Source organism: Pseudomonadota bacterium (genome assembly GCA_030859565.1).
Lineage (GTDB): Bacteria > Pseudomonadota > Gammaproteobacteria > JACCXJ01 > JACCXJ01 > USCg-Taylor.
The window spans coordinates 1-14,761 of the sequence record JALZJW010000096.1 but is presented as its reverse complement, the minus strand read 5'-3'; the positions used below and the strand labels follow the sequence as shown (position 1 = coordinate 14,761).

The 14,761-nt window shown below is 60.1% G+C and carries 14 protein-coding genes; 3 read left to right on the top strand and 11 right to left on the bottom strand.

Annotation, left to right across the window (positions count from 1 at the left end; all coding sequences use genetic code 11):
- Positions 1 to 773 precede the first annotated feature (773 nt).
- Both M3436_14095 and M3436_14090 read right to left on the bottom strand, forming a co-directional pair.
- Positions 774 to 1,193, bottom strand: a complete 420-nt coding sequence (locus M3436_14095) for a putative toxin-antitoxin system toxin component, PIN family (GenBank protein MDQ3565214.1) — start codon at positions 1,191 to 1,193, stop codon at positions 774 to 776.
- A 21-nt stretch (positions 1,194 to 1,214) separates the two neighbouring features.
- Positions 1,215 to 1,460, bottom strand: a complete 246-nt coding sequence (locus tag M3436_14090; protein MDQ3565213.1) for a hypothetical protein — start codon at positions 1,458 to 1,460, stop codon at positions 1,215 to 1,217.
- An 83-nt stretch (positions 1,461 to 1,543) separates the two neighbouring features.
- On the opposite strand from M3436_14090, the gene M3436_14085 reads away from it, so the two are divergent.
- Positions 1,544 to 2,419: an FAD-dependent monooxygenase gene (locus M3436_14085; protein MDQ3565212.1), complete on the top strand. Its 876-nt coding sequence runs from the start codon at positions 1,544 to 1,546 to the stop codon at positions 2,417 to 2,419.
- Positions 2,420 to 2,474: 55 nt separating this feature from the next.
- Positions 2,475 to 2,633 (top strand): hypothetical protein, encoded by a 159-nt coding sequence (locus M3436_14080; GenBank protein ID MDQ3565211.1) that lies wholly within the window; start codon positions 2,475 to 2,477, stop codon positions 2,631 to 2,633.
- Positions 2,634 to 2,833: 200 nt separating this feature from the next.
- Here the strand turns inward: M3436_14080 and M3436_14075 are convergent, their stop codons facing one another.
- From M3436_14075 to M3436_14045, 7 genes are all read right to left on the bottom strand, one after another.
- Entirely contained in the window at positions 2,834 to 5,638 is a 2,805-nt protein-coding gene (locus M3436_14075; GenBank protein MDQ3565210.1) for a toll/interleukin-1 receptor domain-containing protein, read from the bottom strand.
- Positions 5,639 to 6,001: 363 nt separating this feature from the next.
- Positions 6,002 to 6,949 (bottom strand): sphingomyelin phosphodiesterase, encoded by a 948-nt coding sequence (locus tag M3436_14070; protein MDQ3565209.1) that lies wholly within the window; start codon positions 6,947 to 6,949, stop codon positions 6,002 to 6,004.
- Between the two features lie 1,180 nt (positions 6,950 to 8,129).
- Positions 8,130 to 8,294 carry a hypothetical protein gene (locus M3436_14065; protein ID MDQ3565208.1) on the bottom strand — a complete coding sequence of 55 codons (165 nt, stop codon included), beginning with the start codon at positions 8,292 to 8,294 and terminating at the stop codon, positions 8,130 to 8,132.
- Positions 8,295 to 8,679: 385 nt separating this feature from the next.
- Positions 8,680 to 9,219, bottom strand: coding sequence for a disulfide bond formation protein B (locus M3436_14060; GenBank protein ID MDQ3565207.1), 540 nt, complete (start codon positions 9,217 to 9,219; stop codon positions 8,680 to 8,682).
- Between the two features lie 59 nt (positions 9,220 to 9,278).
- The gene (locus tag M3436_14055) at positions 9,279 to 10,091 is read right to left on the bottom strand and encodes a slipin family protein (protein MDQ3565206.1); all 813 of its coding nucleotides are present in this window, start codon (positions 10,089 to 10,091) and stop codon (positions 9,279 to 9,281) included.
- Positions 10,088 to 11,440 carry a nodulation protein NfeD gene (locus M3436_14050; GenBank protein ID MDQ3565205.1) on the bottom strand — a complete coding sequence of 451 codons (1,353 nt, stop codon included), beginning with the start codon at positions 11,438 to 11,440 and terminating at the stop codon, positions 10,088 to 10,090. Before M3436_14050 ends, M3436_14055 begins: the two co-directional genes overlap by 4 nt.
- A 954-nt stretch (positions 11,441 to 12,394) precedes the next feature.
- A complete protein-coding gene (locus M3436_14045; protein MDQ3565204.1) occupies positions 12,395 to 12,634 on the bottom strand; it encodes a DUF2283 domain-containing protein in 240 nt (79 codons plus the stop codon).
- Between the two features lie 82 nt (positions 12,635 to 12,716).
- Here M3436_14045 and M3436_14040 point away from each other — a divergent pair, with 82 nt between their 5' ends.
- Positions 12,717 to 13,058 carry a DUF86 domain-containing protein gene (locus tag M3436_14040; GenBank protein ID MDQ3565203.1) on the top strand — a complete coding sequence of 114 codons (342 nt, stop codon included), beginning with the start codon at positions 12,717 to 12,719 and terminating at the stop codon, positions 13,056 to 13,058.
- A gap of 135 nt (positions 13,059 to 13,193) precedes the next feature.
- On the opposite strand, the gene M3436_14035 is transcribed toward M3436_14040, so the two are convergent.
- On the bottom strand, positions 13,194 to 13,952 hold the full coding sequence (locus M3436_14035; GenBank protein MDQ3565202.1) for a M48 family metallopeptidase: 759 nt from the start codon (positions 13,950 to 13,952) through the stop codon (positions 13,194 to 13,196).
- A gap of 313 nt (positions 13,953 to 14,265) precedes the next feature.
- Positions 14,266 to 14,574, bottom strand: a complete 309-nt coding sequence (locus tag M3436_14030) for a hypothetical protein (protein MDQ3565201.1) — start codon at positions 14,572 to 14,574, stop codon at positions 14,266 to 14,268.
- Positions 14,575 to 14,761 lie beyond the last annotated feature (187 nt).

Below are 14,761 nucleotides of genomic sequence, written 5' to 3'. Positions count from 1 at the left end.
CATGATCGGAAGGTAGCCGCGAAACAGCATCCGGTCGAAGCAAGAGAGTACACCGTGAATGCGATTGTCATACTTGCGGATGAACTCTTTCATTTCCCGCTCCCTCCCGATGGTCGGCCGACATCGGTCCCTATACTAATCCATCATGGTGAGGGGAAACACTTTGGTTGCGGCCACAGGCCGCGCTAGGAAGAATAAACGCCCTTTTTCGCTAACGAAAAAAGTACCGCTGCGTTAGTGAGTTGTCAAGCACGCGAGTCTTCTGTCTAGAATCGGGGGCTTTCCGGGCCATTGCATCCTCGGCGCGCCAAGCAGGCCCTTCCCTGGGCCTGGCTTTCATCGGCCCGAGGCGCCGAGTTTATGGGCGTTTTGGCGTCGCGCGCAAGTGCGGGCCAAGGGGAGTTGTCGGCTCAGGGATCTGAACTGGATGGGAGGGGGTATCGGTCTGGGATCAGGCCATTTGGAATCGATCGAAGGCCCGCGCGGGTGCTCGGGGCGGTGCCCGAGCGGACAAGCCGAGATGCGTGAGGATCTTGGCGATCACGGGAGCGGAGTTCGGGGTCAGAGTAAAATCTCGTTCATCCCGGGCTACTTTTCCGCCTCCGTGGACCCGGTTTCCGGGGGAAACGGGGACAGGTCTTGCAATGACTCATTGTCGAAGCCCGCTCCGGTGATTCTTCGGCGCGTCAGCCGGTCACATATGCGGATGGGCATTGTTTCCCAGCGTCAGGCGAGAGCGTCAGGTCTTGCATTGACGCATTCCGCACTGCGCGTCATGAGTTCGCCACACGTTTACTGGCTTCGCGTGGTGTCACGATTTGTGTCTTCAGAAACTGTTTGAGGTTCAGCAAATCGGGATCGCCCGAGACGATCAAGTCGGCGCTGGCCGCCAGCGCACAGGCCAGCACATGATCGTCATCCGGATCGGGAGATGTGGGTGAAATCTCCGCCGGAGTCACGATCGTCGTCAGTTCCGCATAACCCAGCACCAGGTCATCGATCGACAACGCTGAGGTTGCGACTGCGCGCGCGAACTTCTTGCGCGCCAGGATGCGAGCCAGTTCCGCCAGCAACGTCTTGCTGGTGAACAGTTCCACTTCACCGGCCTGCGCCGCCTCGATCAGTTTCGCCGGTGGCGCGCCCACCCACAACAGTCCCGAGGCGACCACATTGGTATCGAGCACCAGCCGCACGATGTGCTTGCGGTTCGTCGCTCAGTTGCCGGCCGCGCGCCGCTCTGCGCGATCGGCCTTGATCTCGGCGTTGATCTCTTCCATCGTCAGCGGTGGCACGCCCGCCGCTGCGATCTTCTTGCGTGCCCCGGTGAGCCGCTCGATACGGCGCGCCCGCACCGCCTCACGCAGCATCGCCTGCAGCGCATTCGGCTCCAGCAGCCCCATGCGTGCCACTTCCTGCGCCAGCGCATCGGGCAGATCGAGTTTGACTTCCACCGTCGTCATTCCGAATCTCCTACGCCCGCACGCGAATAAGAATTTTAAAGGCCCTTTTTCCTCGGGAGCGAAGATACGACTGAACCTGTCAGGTGTCAAACACGCGCAATTTCGGTCCGGAATCGGGGACTTTTCGGGCCGTTGCATCCCCGGCGCGCCAAGCAGGCCCTTCCCTGGGCCTGGCTTTCATCGGCTCGGGGCGCCAAGTTTCGGGACTGTTTGGCGTCTTTGGCGAGTGCACAGACCAAGGGGTCGGCTCAGGGGCTGAACCGGATGGGATCGGGGATCGGTGGGGGATCAGGCCAGTTGGAACCGTGGTCGCGAACGTGTCCTTGGCCGCGCCGCATGACAATACCGCCTACGAGCGCTTTGGCCCGTCCGGACCCGTCGCGCTCTTACCGCTCGGCGGGCAGCGTTCAGTCGCGGTGTGCGTGGCGGGCAGCGAGGAGGCGAGCGCGCTCCTGGCGATGGGGGACACCGGGTTTTTGGCGCGCTTGAGTGTGCGCATGGGGCATCGTATCGGACCCTGTCTCAAGGTAGGCAGGCGGCGCGGTTATCCCCTTAAGTTGGTCCGTGCGCTCGATCAGGCCGGACCCCGCTTCGCGGTCATCGGCAACACCGCGCATGCGATCCACCCGAACGCGGCGCAGGGCCTGAATCTCGGCTTGCGCGATGTGGCCACGCTCGCGGAATGCGTCATCGATGCCTGCCGCGCCGGCGAGGATCCGGGGGCTTACCCTATGCTGCGCGGTTACGCCGAGATGAGACGCGCGGACCAGCGCCGCGTCATCGCCTTCAGTCACGGGTTGGCGCGGCTCTTCGGTAACGATCTGTTTCCGCTCGTCATCGCGCGCGACTTGGCGATGTGCGCCATCGACATGATCCCGGCCCTCAAACGCGCACTGGTGCGGCGGGCCATGGGTTTCGGCGGGCCTTTGCCGCGGCTCGGACGGGGCATACCGCTGTGAGCGCTAGGCTAGGGGATCGCGATGCGGATTTCGAGGTCGCCGTCATCGGCGGAGTGTGATCGGCGGAACCCTGGCGGCGATCCTGGAGGCGGCCGGATTAAGGGTCGCGCTCGTCGAGAGCAGCGAGACATCGCCGGGTCGAACTGCCGGCCGTCCGGACCGTGAGAGCCAACCGGTCTTCCGGCGGGGCGGGCTCCAGACTGGCCAGAGCTAACGTGCTGGTTGTAGATCGGGTCCTTCGTAGCGGAAAGAACATTTCAATCAGATCGCGTTCAGATGAGGTTGAGGAGAGGTTCAGGATGAGCACAGAGCCGGTCCATTGATATGGATGCTGACGCGAGGCATCATGTACGTGGGCTGTGACCATGATTAGTGGCATTGCTATGGTGTGGAGAGACCTTTCGTGATGCCTAATTAGTTCAGCGACCACCGGCGTAGCCATCTCTTCAGTATGGCTCTCCATCCTGCGGCCGGCTGCGTCAGAGCCAGAATCTCGGTTCGGATGGCCTGTTGGCTGGCGCCCAGGGATTCCGAGACTGGGTCCAACAGCCAGCGCAGATCTCGTTCGAAGACCACGCGCGCCGCCGCGGCATCTTGCACTTGCAACAGCGTAACGACGACATTCCAGGCCGACGACGATGTGTTCGGGTGCCGTTCCCCCAGCACCTGCCGACTCACGTCCAACACTCGCTCGAGGAGTGCCCGCGCTCCGGGCACGTCCCCTTGCGCTCGCAACGTCCCCGCCAGATTGTTCATGGCGGCCAAGGTGTCGGGGTGCGCGTCACCGAGGAGTCTACGGTAACCTTCCAGTGCCTGCTCCTCGAATGTCCTCGCGGCGAGCAGATCCCCTTGCGCGGCGAGAGTAAAGGCGAGGTTGCACATCGCTCGCATGGTGTCGGGGTGCTCGTCGCCGAGCAGTTTCCTATAGCTCGCCAGCACGCGCTCCTGAAGCGCCCGAGCCCGAGGCATGTCTCCCTGGGCATGAAACACCAATGCCAGGTTAGCTGTAGAAAGGAGGGCGGTCGGATGTGTCTCGCCCAGTACTTGCGGGCTGACGTTCAGAATCTGCTCGAAAAGAGCCCGGGCCGCCGGCGCGTCCCCCTGCTCGCGCAGCGTGTCGGCCAGGTTGTTCATCACCGTCAGGCTGTCGGAGTGCGCAACCCCCAGCACCCGCCGGCTCACCTCCAACACCTGCTCCAGGAGATCTCGCGCAGCAGGTAAATCCCCCTGGGCTCGTTGGGTTACGGCCAGGTTGTTCATAGCGGTGAGCGTGTGGGGATGATCGTTGCCCAACGACTGCCGATAGCTCGCCAGTACGCGCTCGTGAAGGGCGCGCGCGCCTGACAGATCTCCCTGCGCTCGCCTGGTCTCGGCCAGATTGTTCGTGGCTGTCAAGGTTTCGGCGTGCATCGGGCCCAGCAGATGCGCTCGCAGCTTGCTCAGGCGACGCCACTGGACTTCCGCCGCGCTGTAGGCGCCTTGTGCGTAGTCGTACGACGCGACCCATTCGATGAGATCCGCTCCAGCCAGATCGTCGACCGTCCCCACAAGCTCACGTGCGTGATGGATGAGCAGTGCGAGGGCGGATTTCCCGCTAAAGTCCTTCACGGCCGCGGCGAGTTCTCGGGTCAAGACGGCGATCGCTGCCGCGCGAAAGGCGATTCGACGTTCCGGCTCCGGATCGTGGAATCGGACGGTACGGGCGACGAGGGTGTGAACGGAGACGGCCGGAGGTTCAAACTCGTACTGCTCGGCCAAGTACAGTTGTTGAGCCTGGTGCATCGCCTGCAGGGCCCGCCGTCGCCCTGCGTCCGCGTTCAGATCGTCGATCGTCGAGAATACCGCTTGCACCAGGGCAGCGGGAAGCGGCGCGACGGCTAGCACCGCTGCCAGCCGCAGAACGTCCCAGCCTTCCGGCCCGAGATGCGCGAGGCTTTGGAGCAGAGTTGCCGCGATGCCCGGCTCGTGGCCAGTGGGCAGCATGCCTGTGAGGTCCCGCGCGAGATCGAGCTCGTCCCGCGTCGGATCGTCCAGCGCCGCCAGGAAATCGCCGAAGGATTGCAGCCTAAGCGCTGCTCCGGCGACATCTACGGCCAACGCGTGACAGCCCAACCGATCGAGGATGGCGCGCGCCGCCGCCTCTTCGGTCTCCCCGCTGGGTTGTCGCCGTTCGGGTGCCTTGGTAAGGAGATCATACGCTTCACCGGCAGCCAGCACACCCAGGTAAACCAGGACGCCAAGGGCTTCGTACTGACGACTGCGCGTGGTGAGCAAGGTCTTGCCCAGCGGATGGGGCGCGAGCCAACGTAGCAGGAGGTCCCGATCCAGACCGGAAGGGATATCATCCACCACCCAGAGAAAAGGCTTCCCACGCTCGCCCAGCTCTCGGCCCAGGTGACCCGCAATCTCTTGAGGGCTTCGACCCTGAACGGGCAAGCCAAGCCCAATCGCGAAGTCGCGGATCTGCTGACTCTGCTCGGAGTCCCGATCCTCGGCGCTCAAACCGGCCTTGGCGTCGTCATTACCGAAGGCGCGCAGCCAGAAGACGCCACCCGGGTACGCGGCCGCGAAGCGCACAGCGTATTCCTCGACGACCAGGGACTTACCGACGCCGCCCATGCCTTGCACTTGTGCGAGTGAGCCAGTCGTCCCCGAGATCATGGATACTTCCGACGCCTGCAGGGCGGAGTGGATTCGCCAGAGTTCAGGGAGCCTGCCGACGAATCTGCTGTATCCGACCCGCCTGCTTCCATACCAGGGGACAGACGTGAGGGGTTCGATCGCGCCGAGACTCCCCGTGAGCGTAGCCAGGTGGGCGTGCACGCTGGCCGCGAGGCGGTCGATTGCCTCCCGATCGTCAGGCGCCGGGACGGCTTGGAACAGCGCATCGCGCAGCTCAACCGGGTGGATGTGGTCCGCGGTGACCTCCGGGTTGATGACAAGCACCCGCCGACGGGGATCCCCTTCCCGGGAAGCGGCGAGGAGGGCGGCCGTGAGCTCCCATTGACAGGGTCGGGAGTCACCGTAGTGGGCGGCATAGTACGCGAGTAGCGCCTTGGCTCGCATCAGCCCCTCGATGATGGAGCGGCTGATGCTCGCGAAGTCGTCGATCTCACTCTGATCGACCCAGACCTCCAGGCTCCGGGCCCGAAGAGCTTCGGCGATTGCCATTGCCTCGGAGGCATGCCTGTGGGGGTAGCTGAAGAAGACGTCGTACATCCTCCCGTTCCTTAGCCGTCCGGGTTAGGAGAGACTTCGAGCACGTTACTTCCGAACGACCGTTCCGCGTATACCTTCGGTGAGCACCTCCCCGTGAAGGGCCGCCATCACGTTACGGCAAGCGCCGTGCGACGCTTCTTGTGCATTTCCGGACAGGTCTTGTGGAGAAGTTTATGTAGTACTTGCTTGGCCTGCATGAGGTGTTCTCCTAGGGTTGGTGTGATTACCTATCCTAGAGATCATCGAACATCATGAAGGTTCCCTTACTGTATATATTTATGCAACCGGCTGAAATATATGTTATATTTGTGGGGATACTTCAGTGTCTGACCCTTTTGATTCGTTGATGCACGGGGCAGGGGATCAATCCCCGGTCGCGGCGATAGTGGCCGCAGGAGAGGGGAACATGAAATGCCCGAACACGGGAAAGTGATCGGACAGATCGTAGTCGCCTCCAAAGGGCGTCGGAGAACGGGGAATCAGGGTCTCGATGATCGCGTTCATCGGCTGCAGGTGACGATTCGACACAAGCACGTAGTCGAGATACGAGCGGCCACCCGCCCGCCGGTTGCTGGTCGAGTCCACGGTGTAGGGATGTCCGAACGGCTGCGGATACCACGCGTCCAGAATGCGTAGCATAGCAGCGTACTCGCCGGCGTCGTACTTGTTCACGTTGAGGTCACCGGCAATGAAGACCGGCTCCGTGTCGGAGAGCCCGCGGCCGTCGATGAACGACTTGATGATGCCGAGCTGCCGCATCCGCGTTTGCTGTTGCTCCGTGCCGTCGCCAGCCTGTGTGTGAGACGCGAAGACGTGGTAGGTTTGGCCGTGCTTCTCGGAACGCGCGTAAAGGACGCCTTTGTCGGCCTTGCAATCATCTCCGACACAGACGTCGCCGTAGAGCCGCTGTGCCTCGGCCGTGATTGGCCAACGGCTCACGATGATGACCCCGCCGTCCTGCTCGACCCCACGGTCCGCGCCGAGGATCCTCGTCCGGTGTGGATACTCCCCACGCAGGTCGGCCAGGAGTTGGTTTCGCACCGTGTCGTCGAAAGCCTCCGAGAAGACGATAACGTCGAATCCGCGCAGCTTCGAAGGTAGCACTGCACCCCGATCGGACTGGTCGTTGGCAAACAGTGTCGTCGGCCGCATGTAGATGTTGTAGGCCAGCACATTGAAGCTGTTGGCGAGGAAATAACTGCGCTCGATGATCCCGTCGCCGGCCGAAACGGCATTAGTCACGAGCAGCAGAGCCAGCGCGCGGAGAGCAGTCTGGAGATGAGTCCTTGCAGCAAAGCTAGTTCCAGTCATCGTCAATCTCCTGTTGTTGCTTACTATTACTAGGGACAAGGCCGCCCTAGGCTGGGCCTGCAGGGCTCGTCCCTTGGAGCGGGAGTGGGACCGGAGACTGGCGGCGGCTCGCGCTCCTGAATCTGGATTTGAGTGAGAATCGGATGGCCGTATGAGGTGCATCCGTTGGTCCATACGTGAACCGGTGTGCGAGCGAGCAGCGACGAGAGTGAGATCTGCAACATGGCCTTGGTCTGGGAGTGACCCAATGTCTGCGCAGACCTTGCCCACCACGGTTGTGAGCAGCCGTGAGCCGAGGAGAAGTTGCCTGCCACGTTCACCAGGAGAAAATTGTCGCTACTGGCCTGGACCTTTGCCACGTGATCGTAGTTCGCGTTGCCTGACTGGCTCGCGGCCGGCCCGGCAAAGCCAGCGGCCACCACCGAAGCGATTGCCGCAAGGGTTCGGTTCTTGTGTGTCATGATCTTACACCTGTGCACGGTAAACTTCGTCTCGTTTGCTGGACTCGTCATATCGAAAGCCAGCTTAATAGGGCTGTAAACTATTACCATTCATTCTGTTAAGAATTCACAGTCCTGCCGGATTGTGTTGTAGATACGGCCTAACGTTAAAAGTAACCGGCGCGCCGCTTTTTGGCGCGTCCGAGTTGAGCGCCAAGTTAGCCTCAACACCGCTGAGAATACGAAATGCACCTTGGCTTTTTCAGTAACTTTTCGCACAAACATTTTGTGACATATTCACAATCTGTCCCGACGGAACACGGTGCACTTCTCAATGCGTGACGCATGTTCACGGAGGCCTTTCGTGATCAACAAGCAATGCACGAAGCTACCATTAGAGAGATTGCAGCTCGGCTGGGCAGAGGCAACCGGTATCCGACCGTACCGCCCACGTAAAGCCGCCTCGGGAGTCGGCAAATGAATAGGATTTTTAAACGCCCTTTTCCTCGAAAGGGAAGGTACGGCTGAACCTGTCAGGTGTCAAACACGCGCAATCTCGGTCCGGAATCGGGGACTTTTCGGGCCATTGCATCCTCGGCGCGCCAAGCAGGCCCTTCCCTGGGCCTGGCTTTCATCGGCTCGGGGCGCCAAGTTTCGGGACCGTTTGGCGTCTTGGGCGAGTGCAGACCAAGGGGTCGGCTCGGGGGCTGAACCGGATGGGATCGGGGATCGGTGGGGGATCAGGCCAGTTGGAATCGAACGAAGGCCCGCGCCGGTGCTCGGGGCGGTGCCCGGGCGGACAAGCCGAGATGAGCGAGGATCTTGGCGATCACGGCGGGGTTTTCGATGGCGGCCATGATCTTCAGCGTGGCGCCGCAGTGAGGGCATTTCTCAATATCGAACACCCGTTTGAGCGCCCAGCTGATGCGCGTAGGCCCCGAGGGCTGGGCTGTGTTGCTATGAACCTCTGCGGTGTGAGAGCTGCCCCGCTACAGACGTGAAATCTATCGGTATAGTGTCGCCTTTATGCCTGCCTTCCCACAACGTCCCGGTGCGTCGAAACTGATGGTTGATGTACTGCACGCGGCAGTGAGAATACTTGCCAGTTGTCACCGACCCTTTTCGTTTCTTTTCGTTTTTTCGTTTTCGCTGATAGTGGCTTGGATCATCGGCAAAGCCACCGAGCATACCGGACAGCATCGGCACTATCAGGCCAATACGGTACGAAACCGGGTGGTCCTCTCCACGATATTCCTCGGCCTCAAAGTCATCGACGATCCGCGCGTGAGCTTACGCTTGGCTGATGTGATCGCGGCCATCCATAGCTTCCATGGACCTAAACTGAGTTGTCCTGCGCGACGCGAGCGCGAACGACGCGGCGATCGCAAGAATCACAAACCAGATCAGCGCCCATTCGGGTATTGAAAGTCCGAGAACTTTCCATGCGACTTCCGCGCGATCTCCAGAGCCTTTGAAGATCATCGGCAGCGCGCTTGTCAGCGGAAAAGTTTCGAGCATGTAATCTAGCCCCGGGCCGCAGTCGGCCGCCATGCCCGGCGGTTGATGCTGCAGCCAGACGTGCCAGCCGGCAGTCCCGGCGCCCGCTAGCGAGAGCAGCACGAACAATGCCCCATAGACTCTTTTTTCCGTGTTAGCGGGGTTGTGAAGAAAAGCCAGCAGCGCAACGACTCCCAGGACGATGAACACGTAGCGCTGCAGGATGCACAACGGGCACGGCTCGAGGTTTTGCGCGTGCTGCAAGGAGAGCGCGAAAGCGACCAGTGCGGTGCAGATGAGGAATATGGAAAGGTAGAGGCGTCGAGCAGTCATTTCGCGATTGGGTAGGCGGTAGAAGGTTGCGGTAGGAGGGAAAAATCTGAAGCTTTCGATTAAACCGGAGTCCTGTTTTCAGCCTCCCTTCTCCCGCCTTCCGCTTCCCTCTTCGATCCTTTTATCGCTTCCAGCAGTGGAGCAAGCAAGTCCATCGGCAGCGGAAAGACGATCGTGTGCGATTTGTCGCTGGCGATTTGGGTCAGAGTTTGTAAGTAGCGTAGGTGCATCGCTTCCGGCTGCCGTGCGAGCATCTGAGCGGCTTGCAATAGTTTTTCCGACGCCTGCTGTTCACCTTCAGCGTGTATGACCTTGGCGCGGCGTTCGCGCTCGGCTTCCGCCTGCCTTGCGATCGCGCGCACCATGGATTCGTTCAGGTCCACGTGCTTGATTTCGACGTTGGCGACCTTGATTCCCCAGGCGTCGGTTTGCGTGTCGAGCACCTGCTGAATGTCCACGTTGAGTTTTTCGCGCTCGGCGAGCATTTCGTCGAGCTCATGCTTTCCCAGCACCGCGCGCAAAGTCGTTTGCGCAAGCTGGCTCGTGGCCGAAAGATAATCCTCGACCTGGATCACCGCACGTTGCGCGTCCACGACGCGGAAGTAAAGCACCGCGTTGACCTTGACTGAAACGTTGTCGCGCGAAATCACATCTTGGCTTGGAACATCCATGACCACCGTGCGCAAATCCACTTTCACCATCTGCTGCACCACGGGAATGATGAGAATGAGACCCGGCCCTTTCACCTTGTAGAAGCGGCCGAGCATGAACACTACTCCGCGCTCGTATTCGCGCAGAACGCGAAACGCTGAGAACAGCAAAATGATGATGAAGATGAGTACGATTCCGAGAACGCCTATGTCCCAAATCATGATGGGTCTCCTTTGGTTTCTTCGACATCGAGGGTGAGTCCGTTCATGCCGACCACTTTGACTCTCTGTCCGCGCCGCATGGGAAGCGATGATCGCACGCGCCAGGTTTCGCTGTGCACTCGCGCCCAGCCCTCGTGCGCGTGTCCCGAGCTTGCCGAGGGTTGAAAGTCGTCGAGGATTTCGCCGAGGCTGCCGAGGATTTCCTCGCGTCCGGAAACCACCGGTTGCTTGCGTGCTTTGAGCGCCATGCCGACAACGAGCAACATGAACAGCGCGCTCATGAGCGCGACCCCACCGATCAAGCCGAGAGGAATGCCGTACCCGGGCAGATCGGTGTCAATCAAGATCACCGAGCCGACGACAAAAGCAATCACCCCGCCGATACCGAGCACGCCGAAGCTGGGCAAGAACGCTTCCGCCACCATGAACGCAAGCCCCAGCACAATCAGACCCAATCCGGCGTAGGACACTGGAAGCAACTGAAACGCGTAGAGCGCGAGCAAGAGACAGATCGCGCCGATCACTCCGGGGGCGACGAATCCGGGATTGTAAAACTCGAAAAGAATCCCATAGATTCCGATCAGCATCAGGATGTAGGCGATGGAGGGATCGGTGATCACCGCGAGAAATTTGCTTTTCCAGTCGGGTTCGACTTCGACTACTTGCGCGCCTTCGAGCTTGAGCGTCCGATCCTGTCCCAGCACGTTCAGCTTGCGGCCATCGAGCTTTTTCAGGAGATCGGGCAAACCCGTGGCGACGACATCAACCACCTTGATCTTGGCTGCTTCTTCCGCCGACAAGCTCACAGCCTCGCGCACCGCTTGTTCCGCCCATTCCGCGTTGCGCCCGCGCAACTGGGCAAGACTGCGAATGTAAGCCGAGGCGTCCTGAATCTGCTTGCGCGTCATCGCGTCGCCGGGCGCTTTGGAGTCTTTATCTTCCTCCACTTTGTCTTTGGGATCCTTTCCGGGCGCGCCGCCGATCGCCACCGGAGTCGCGGCGCCGAGATTGGTTGCGGGCGCCATCGCCGCGATGTGGCTCGCATAGAGAATGTAGGTGCCTGCGCTTGCAGCGCGCGCCCCGCTTGGCGCGACAAAAGTCGCGATCGGAACGGATGACGCAAGGATGTTCTTGATGATCGAGCGCATGGAAGTATCGAGACCTCCAGGGGTGTCCATCTTTAGCACCACCAGAGCCGCATTGTTGTCAGCCGCGCGCTTGAGGCCACGGCCTACGAAGTCCGCGCTGGCGGGAGTGATCGCACCGGTGACCGGCAGCACAACAACCTGCTCGACATTCTGAGCGGCAGCCGATGACAGCAGAAGCGACAACAAAACAGCGTTTCGCATGAAAATATTCTAAAGACTTTGGACTTTCATTCCTAACGTGCACTCGCGCGCGACAGTTGCGTTCCGCAGAGAGATGGTGTTATTGCAACGATGCGGGAGAAAACATGTCTTGCCTCCGAAATCAACTGGACACGTCCGACCTGATTTTGTGAGAGTGCTCACCGGGGGCAACGTGACCCGCTGACGCCGGCCGATGTGTACGTGCATGAGATATTCTCGATAGTCAGTTAGGGTCGCTTGCTGTGGGTTGTTTATCCCGAGGCCGACCGCGGGCTGCATACCCGATGCTCCATCCCATGGCTTCCTCCAGTTGCGCACGAAAACGCTGGTTGCCAAGCGGTATCGAGAAACGGCTCGCTCGGCGGATCGCATGCACTTCCGCAGGGTCAAGCGCTGCAGCGAAGAGCTCCCGATAGTGTCGTTGTCGTGATGCGGCGTCCCTACCTAAAGCGTTGTAGAGTTCATGATCGCAAATGACCGGTCCAGACTCTTATAGTCAAGGGACAACGCTGTGTCAGCGAACAGCGCCTCCATGCCGAGGTGTTCTCGACAAACGAAATCCGTGAGCGGGTCTTCATCTTGACGAGCATCGATGGACGAACGCTTAAAGTGCCGGCTCGAACACCTCCAGCCGCCGTGAAAAGGGAGACTACCTTCCGAACTCGCTGGCCGATTCCGCGAAGGTTCCGCTTCAGCGAAAGCTTCTATCGGTTGCGAGGACATTAGGGGACCCCGGTAATATACACGAATCAGTTGTAAGTGGTGCTCATCGCTACTTTGAACCGGTCTCACACGCGCTAACTTCATGGGCACGTGGTTATTTCAACCGACGGGGTCGTCTCCCGCACTCATCAGCGAATGGGATAATCGAGTCGCCGTCATTGCTGAAATTCGGAGTTCGTTCACTGTTGCACTTTCGGCCAGATAAACGCAATCATCGCATCAACGACAACATCACTCGCTAGCCGTAAGACGCAAATCGCCAGTCACAGGCAATTCAAACAAATCATTTCGCAAGAGCCGCGTCGAAAAGAACAATATTTCAAGATTCTCAACGGCACGGGTGTCAGGATTGAGGCGGGCTATCACATCTTCTCCGATCTCCTCTGACTCCTGTTCGGCATAGGGAGTACATCGGTTGATATAAAGAATATCCGCCTCGCGATCGTATTTAAAGCTCAGTTTCTCTTCCACACTAACTCTCCTCCGGTCAGTCTTCGGGCGACGTAGGCGGTAATAATCCAATAGCGTCGCGCAGGTTCGAAAGTACTACGCCATGAAAAGCGAGCTTCCGTTCAAGGATGATTATCTCAAGCAAGACGCCATTGCCATGAACTTGCAGCGCGCGTGCGAAGCAGCCATCGACATCGCCAATCACCTCATCAAGACCAAAAAGCTGGGGCTGCCCCAAGAAAGCAAAGAGAGCTTTATTCTGTTGCAGCGCGCCGGCCTGATCAATGAGACGATGATGACGGCCCTGCAAGCCATGGTGGGTTTCCGCAAAATCCTGGTGCATCAATATCAAAAGCTCGATCTGGATATCATGGTGGAGACCATCGAACGCCGCTTGGGAGACCTCTTAGATTTCGCCAATACCGCATTGGCGGCATCGGATTGAAGTGCGGCCCAGGTGCCTCGAACGCCCCAATGGACATCAACACCGCGCCAACAACGCCCTGCGTATAAAATTGTGTTACCTAAGTATCATCCGTAATATGCGTCATTCGACCCTGCACCCTGATCTCCCCGCCTCTCACCCGCACTTCGGCTCCAGGCCGCGAGCCCGCGCCTGCTCGTACAGTGGCAATGCCTGCGGCACGCGGCTCTCTAGGTCGCGGATACGGGTATCGTTGGAAGGGTGCGATGACAGGATCTGCGGCGGTGCGGCACCGCCTTGCCTGGACATGTTGACCCAGAGCTTCGGCGCTTCGCGCGGATCGAAGCCGGCCTGCGCCATGTACTGCAAGCCGAGAACGTCGGCCTCGCTCTCGTCGCCGCGCGAGTACGGCAAGAGCAGCAACAGATTGGCGCCGACGCCGATCAATTGCGGGTCGATACCGGTGGTGCTCCCAAGCACGGAGGCGCCGAGATTGGCCGCAAGATCGTTCGACACACGTGCGGCGGAGTGGCCGGCGATGACGTGTGCCACCTCATGGCCGATCACGGCCGCGAGTTGATCCCGGTTTTCGGTCACCTTAAGAAGGCCCGTGTAGACGCCGATCTTGCCGCCCGGCAGCGCGAAGGCGTTGACCTCTTTGTTTTCGAATACCAGGACCTCCCACTGCTGACCAGGTGCCACCGTGCGCGTGATGGCATCGGCCACGCAACCCACGTAGCGCGAGATCTTCGCATTCGAGGCCTGCGGCGTCTTCTGTTGGAGCGCCGCGAAGGCGGTGGCACCCATCTGCGCTATCTGCGCGTCGGACACCAGGCGCAACTGTGAGCGGCCGGTGGGCGAGGTGGCGCAGGCCACGGCTATCAGGACAAAAACGGTGACGGCGATCCAGCGCATGGGGGCCTCTATTTCGATAGGCAACTATGCTCATCATAGTTTATCGCTACGCGAAACGCGATCGACCTCGCCAAGACCCGCGCCCGGAGGGCGCGAGTGCCCCCTCCGGCTCGTGCGCAACCCTCTCCCGAACACGCGCGTCGCATCCGTTGCGTCGCGCATCAGCGCGGGTTACTCGACGACGCGGCTCAGCTCCGCGTGGTACCTGGGAGAACCCACGGCGAGCGTAAGCCCGCGGTCTTCCATGAGTCGTTTCAGTCGGCGGCCAACCCTGCTCGGACTGCGGCGAGCGCATTGGCCGAACCCGGCGAGCCTAGGTTTTATATCCCCGAAGTATTTCCAGTTGTTGTTCTATGACCTCACACACATGTTTTATGGTGTCCTTCTTGTCTATTTCCGGGGCGTCGCGGGGACGGGACGCGAGTGCCCATAGCCGTCCCGGATGCAGGCGTGAATATGTATGTGCAGGCCTGCCCCGCTTGGCCAGGATTTCTGTGACGTTAAGATTTTCATCGATCTCCACAATGATATAGACGCCGTTCGATTGCTCGTAAGAGCGTTCGTGAGTCAACGTATAGCCCATAAGGGCTCGTCTCACGGTGGCCTTAGATAAATCTTTCATATCGCTGTCTCCTTAGCGCAGGCTAACGCTGCTCATCGATTCGCGATACGCCACGAAACCCTCGGCACCCCTGACCCCCTTTTCGGGTCCCTGGCAGGAGACGGAACAGGCCAATCGCTCGGGCTAACAGCGCAAGGAGATTTGCTGCACTCGGACCAGCACCGCTTGGCGCCTCCCCGCACCGCTT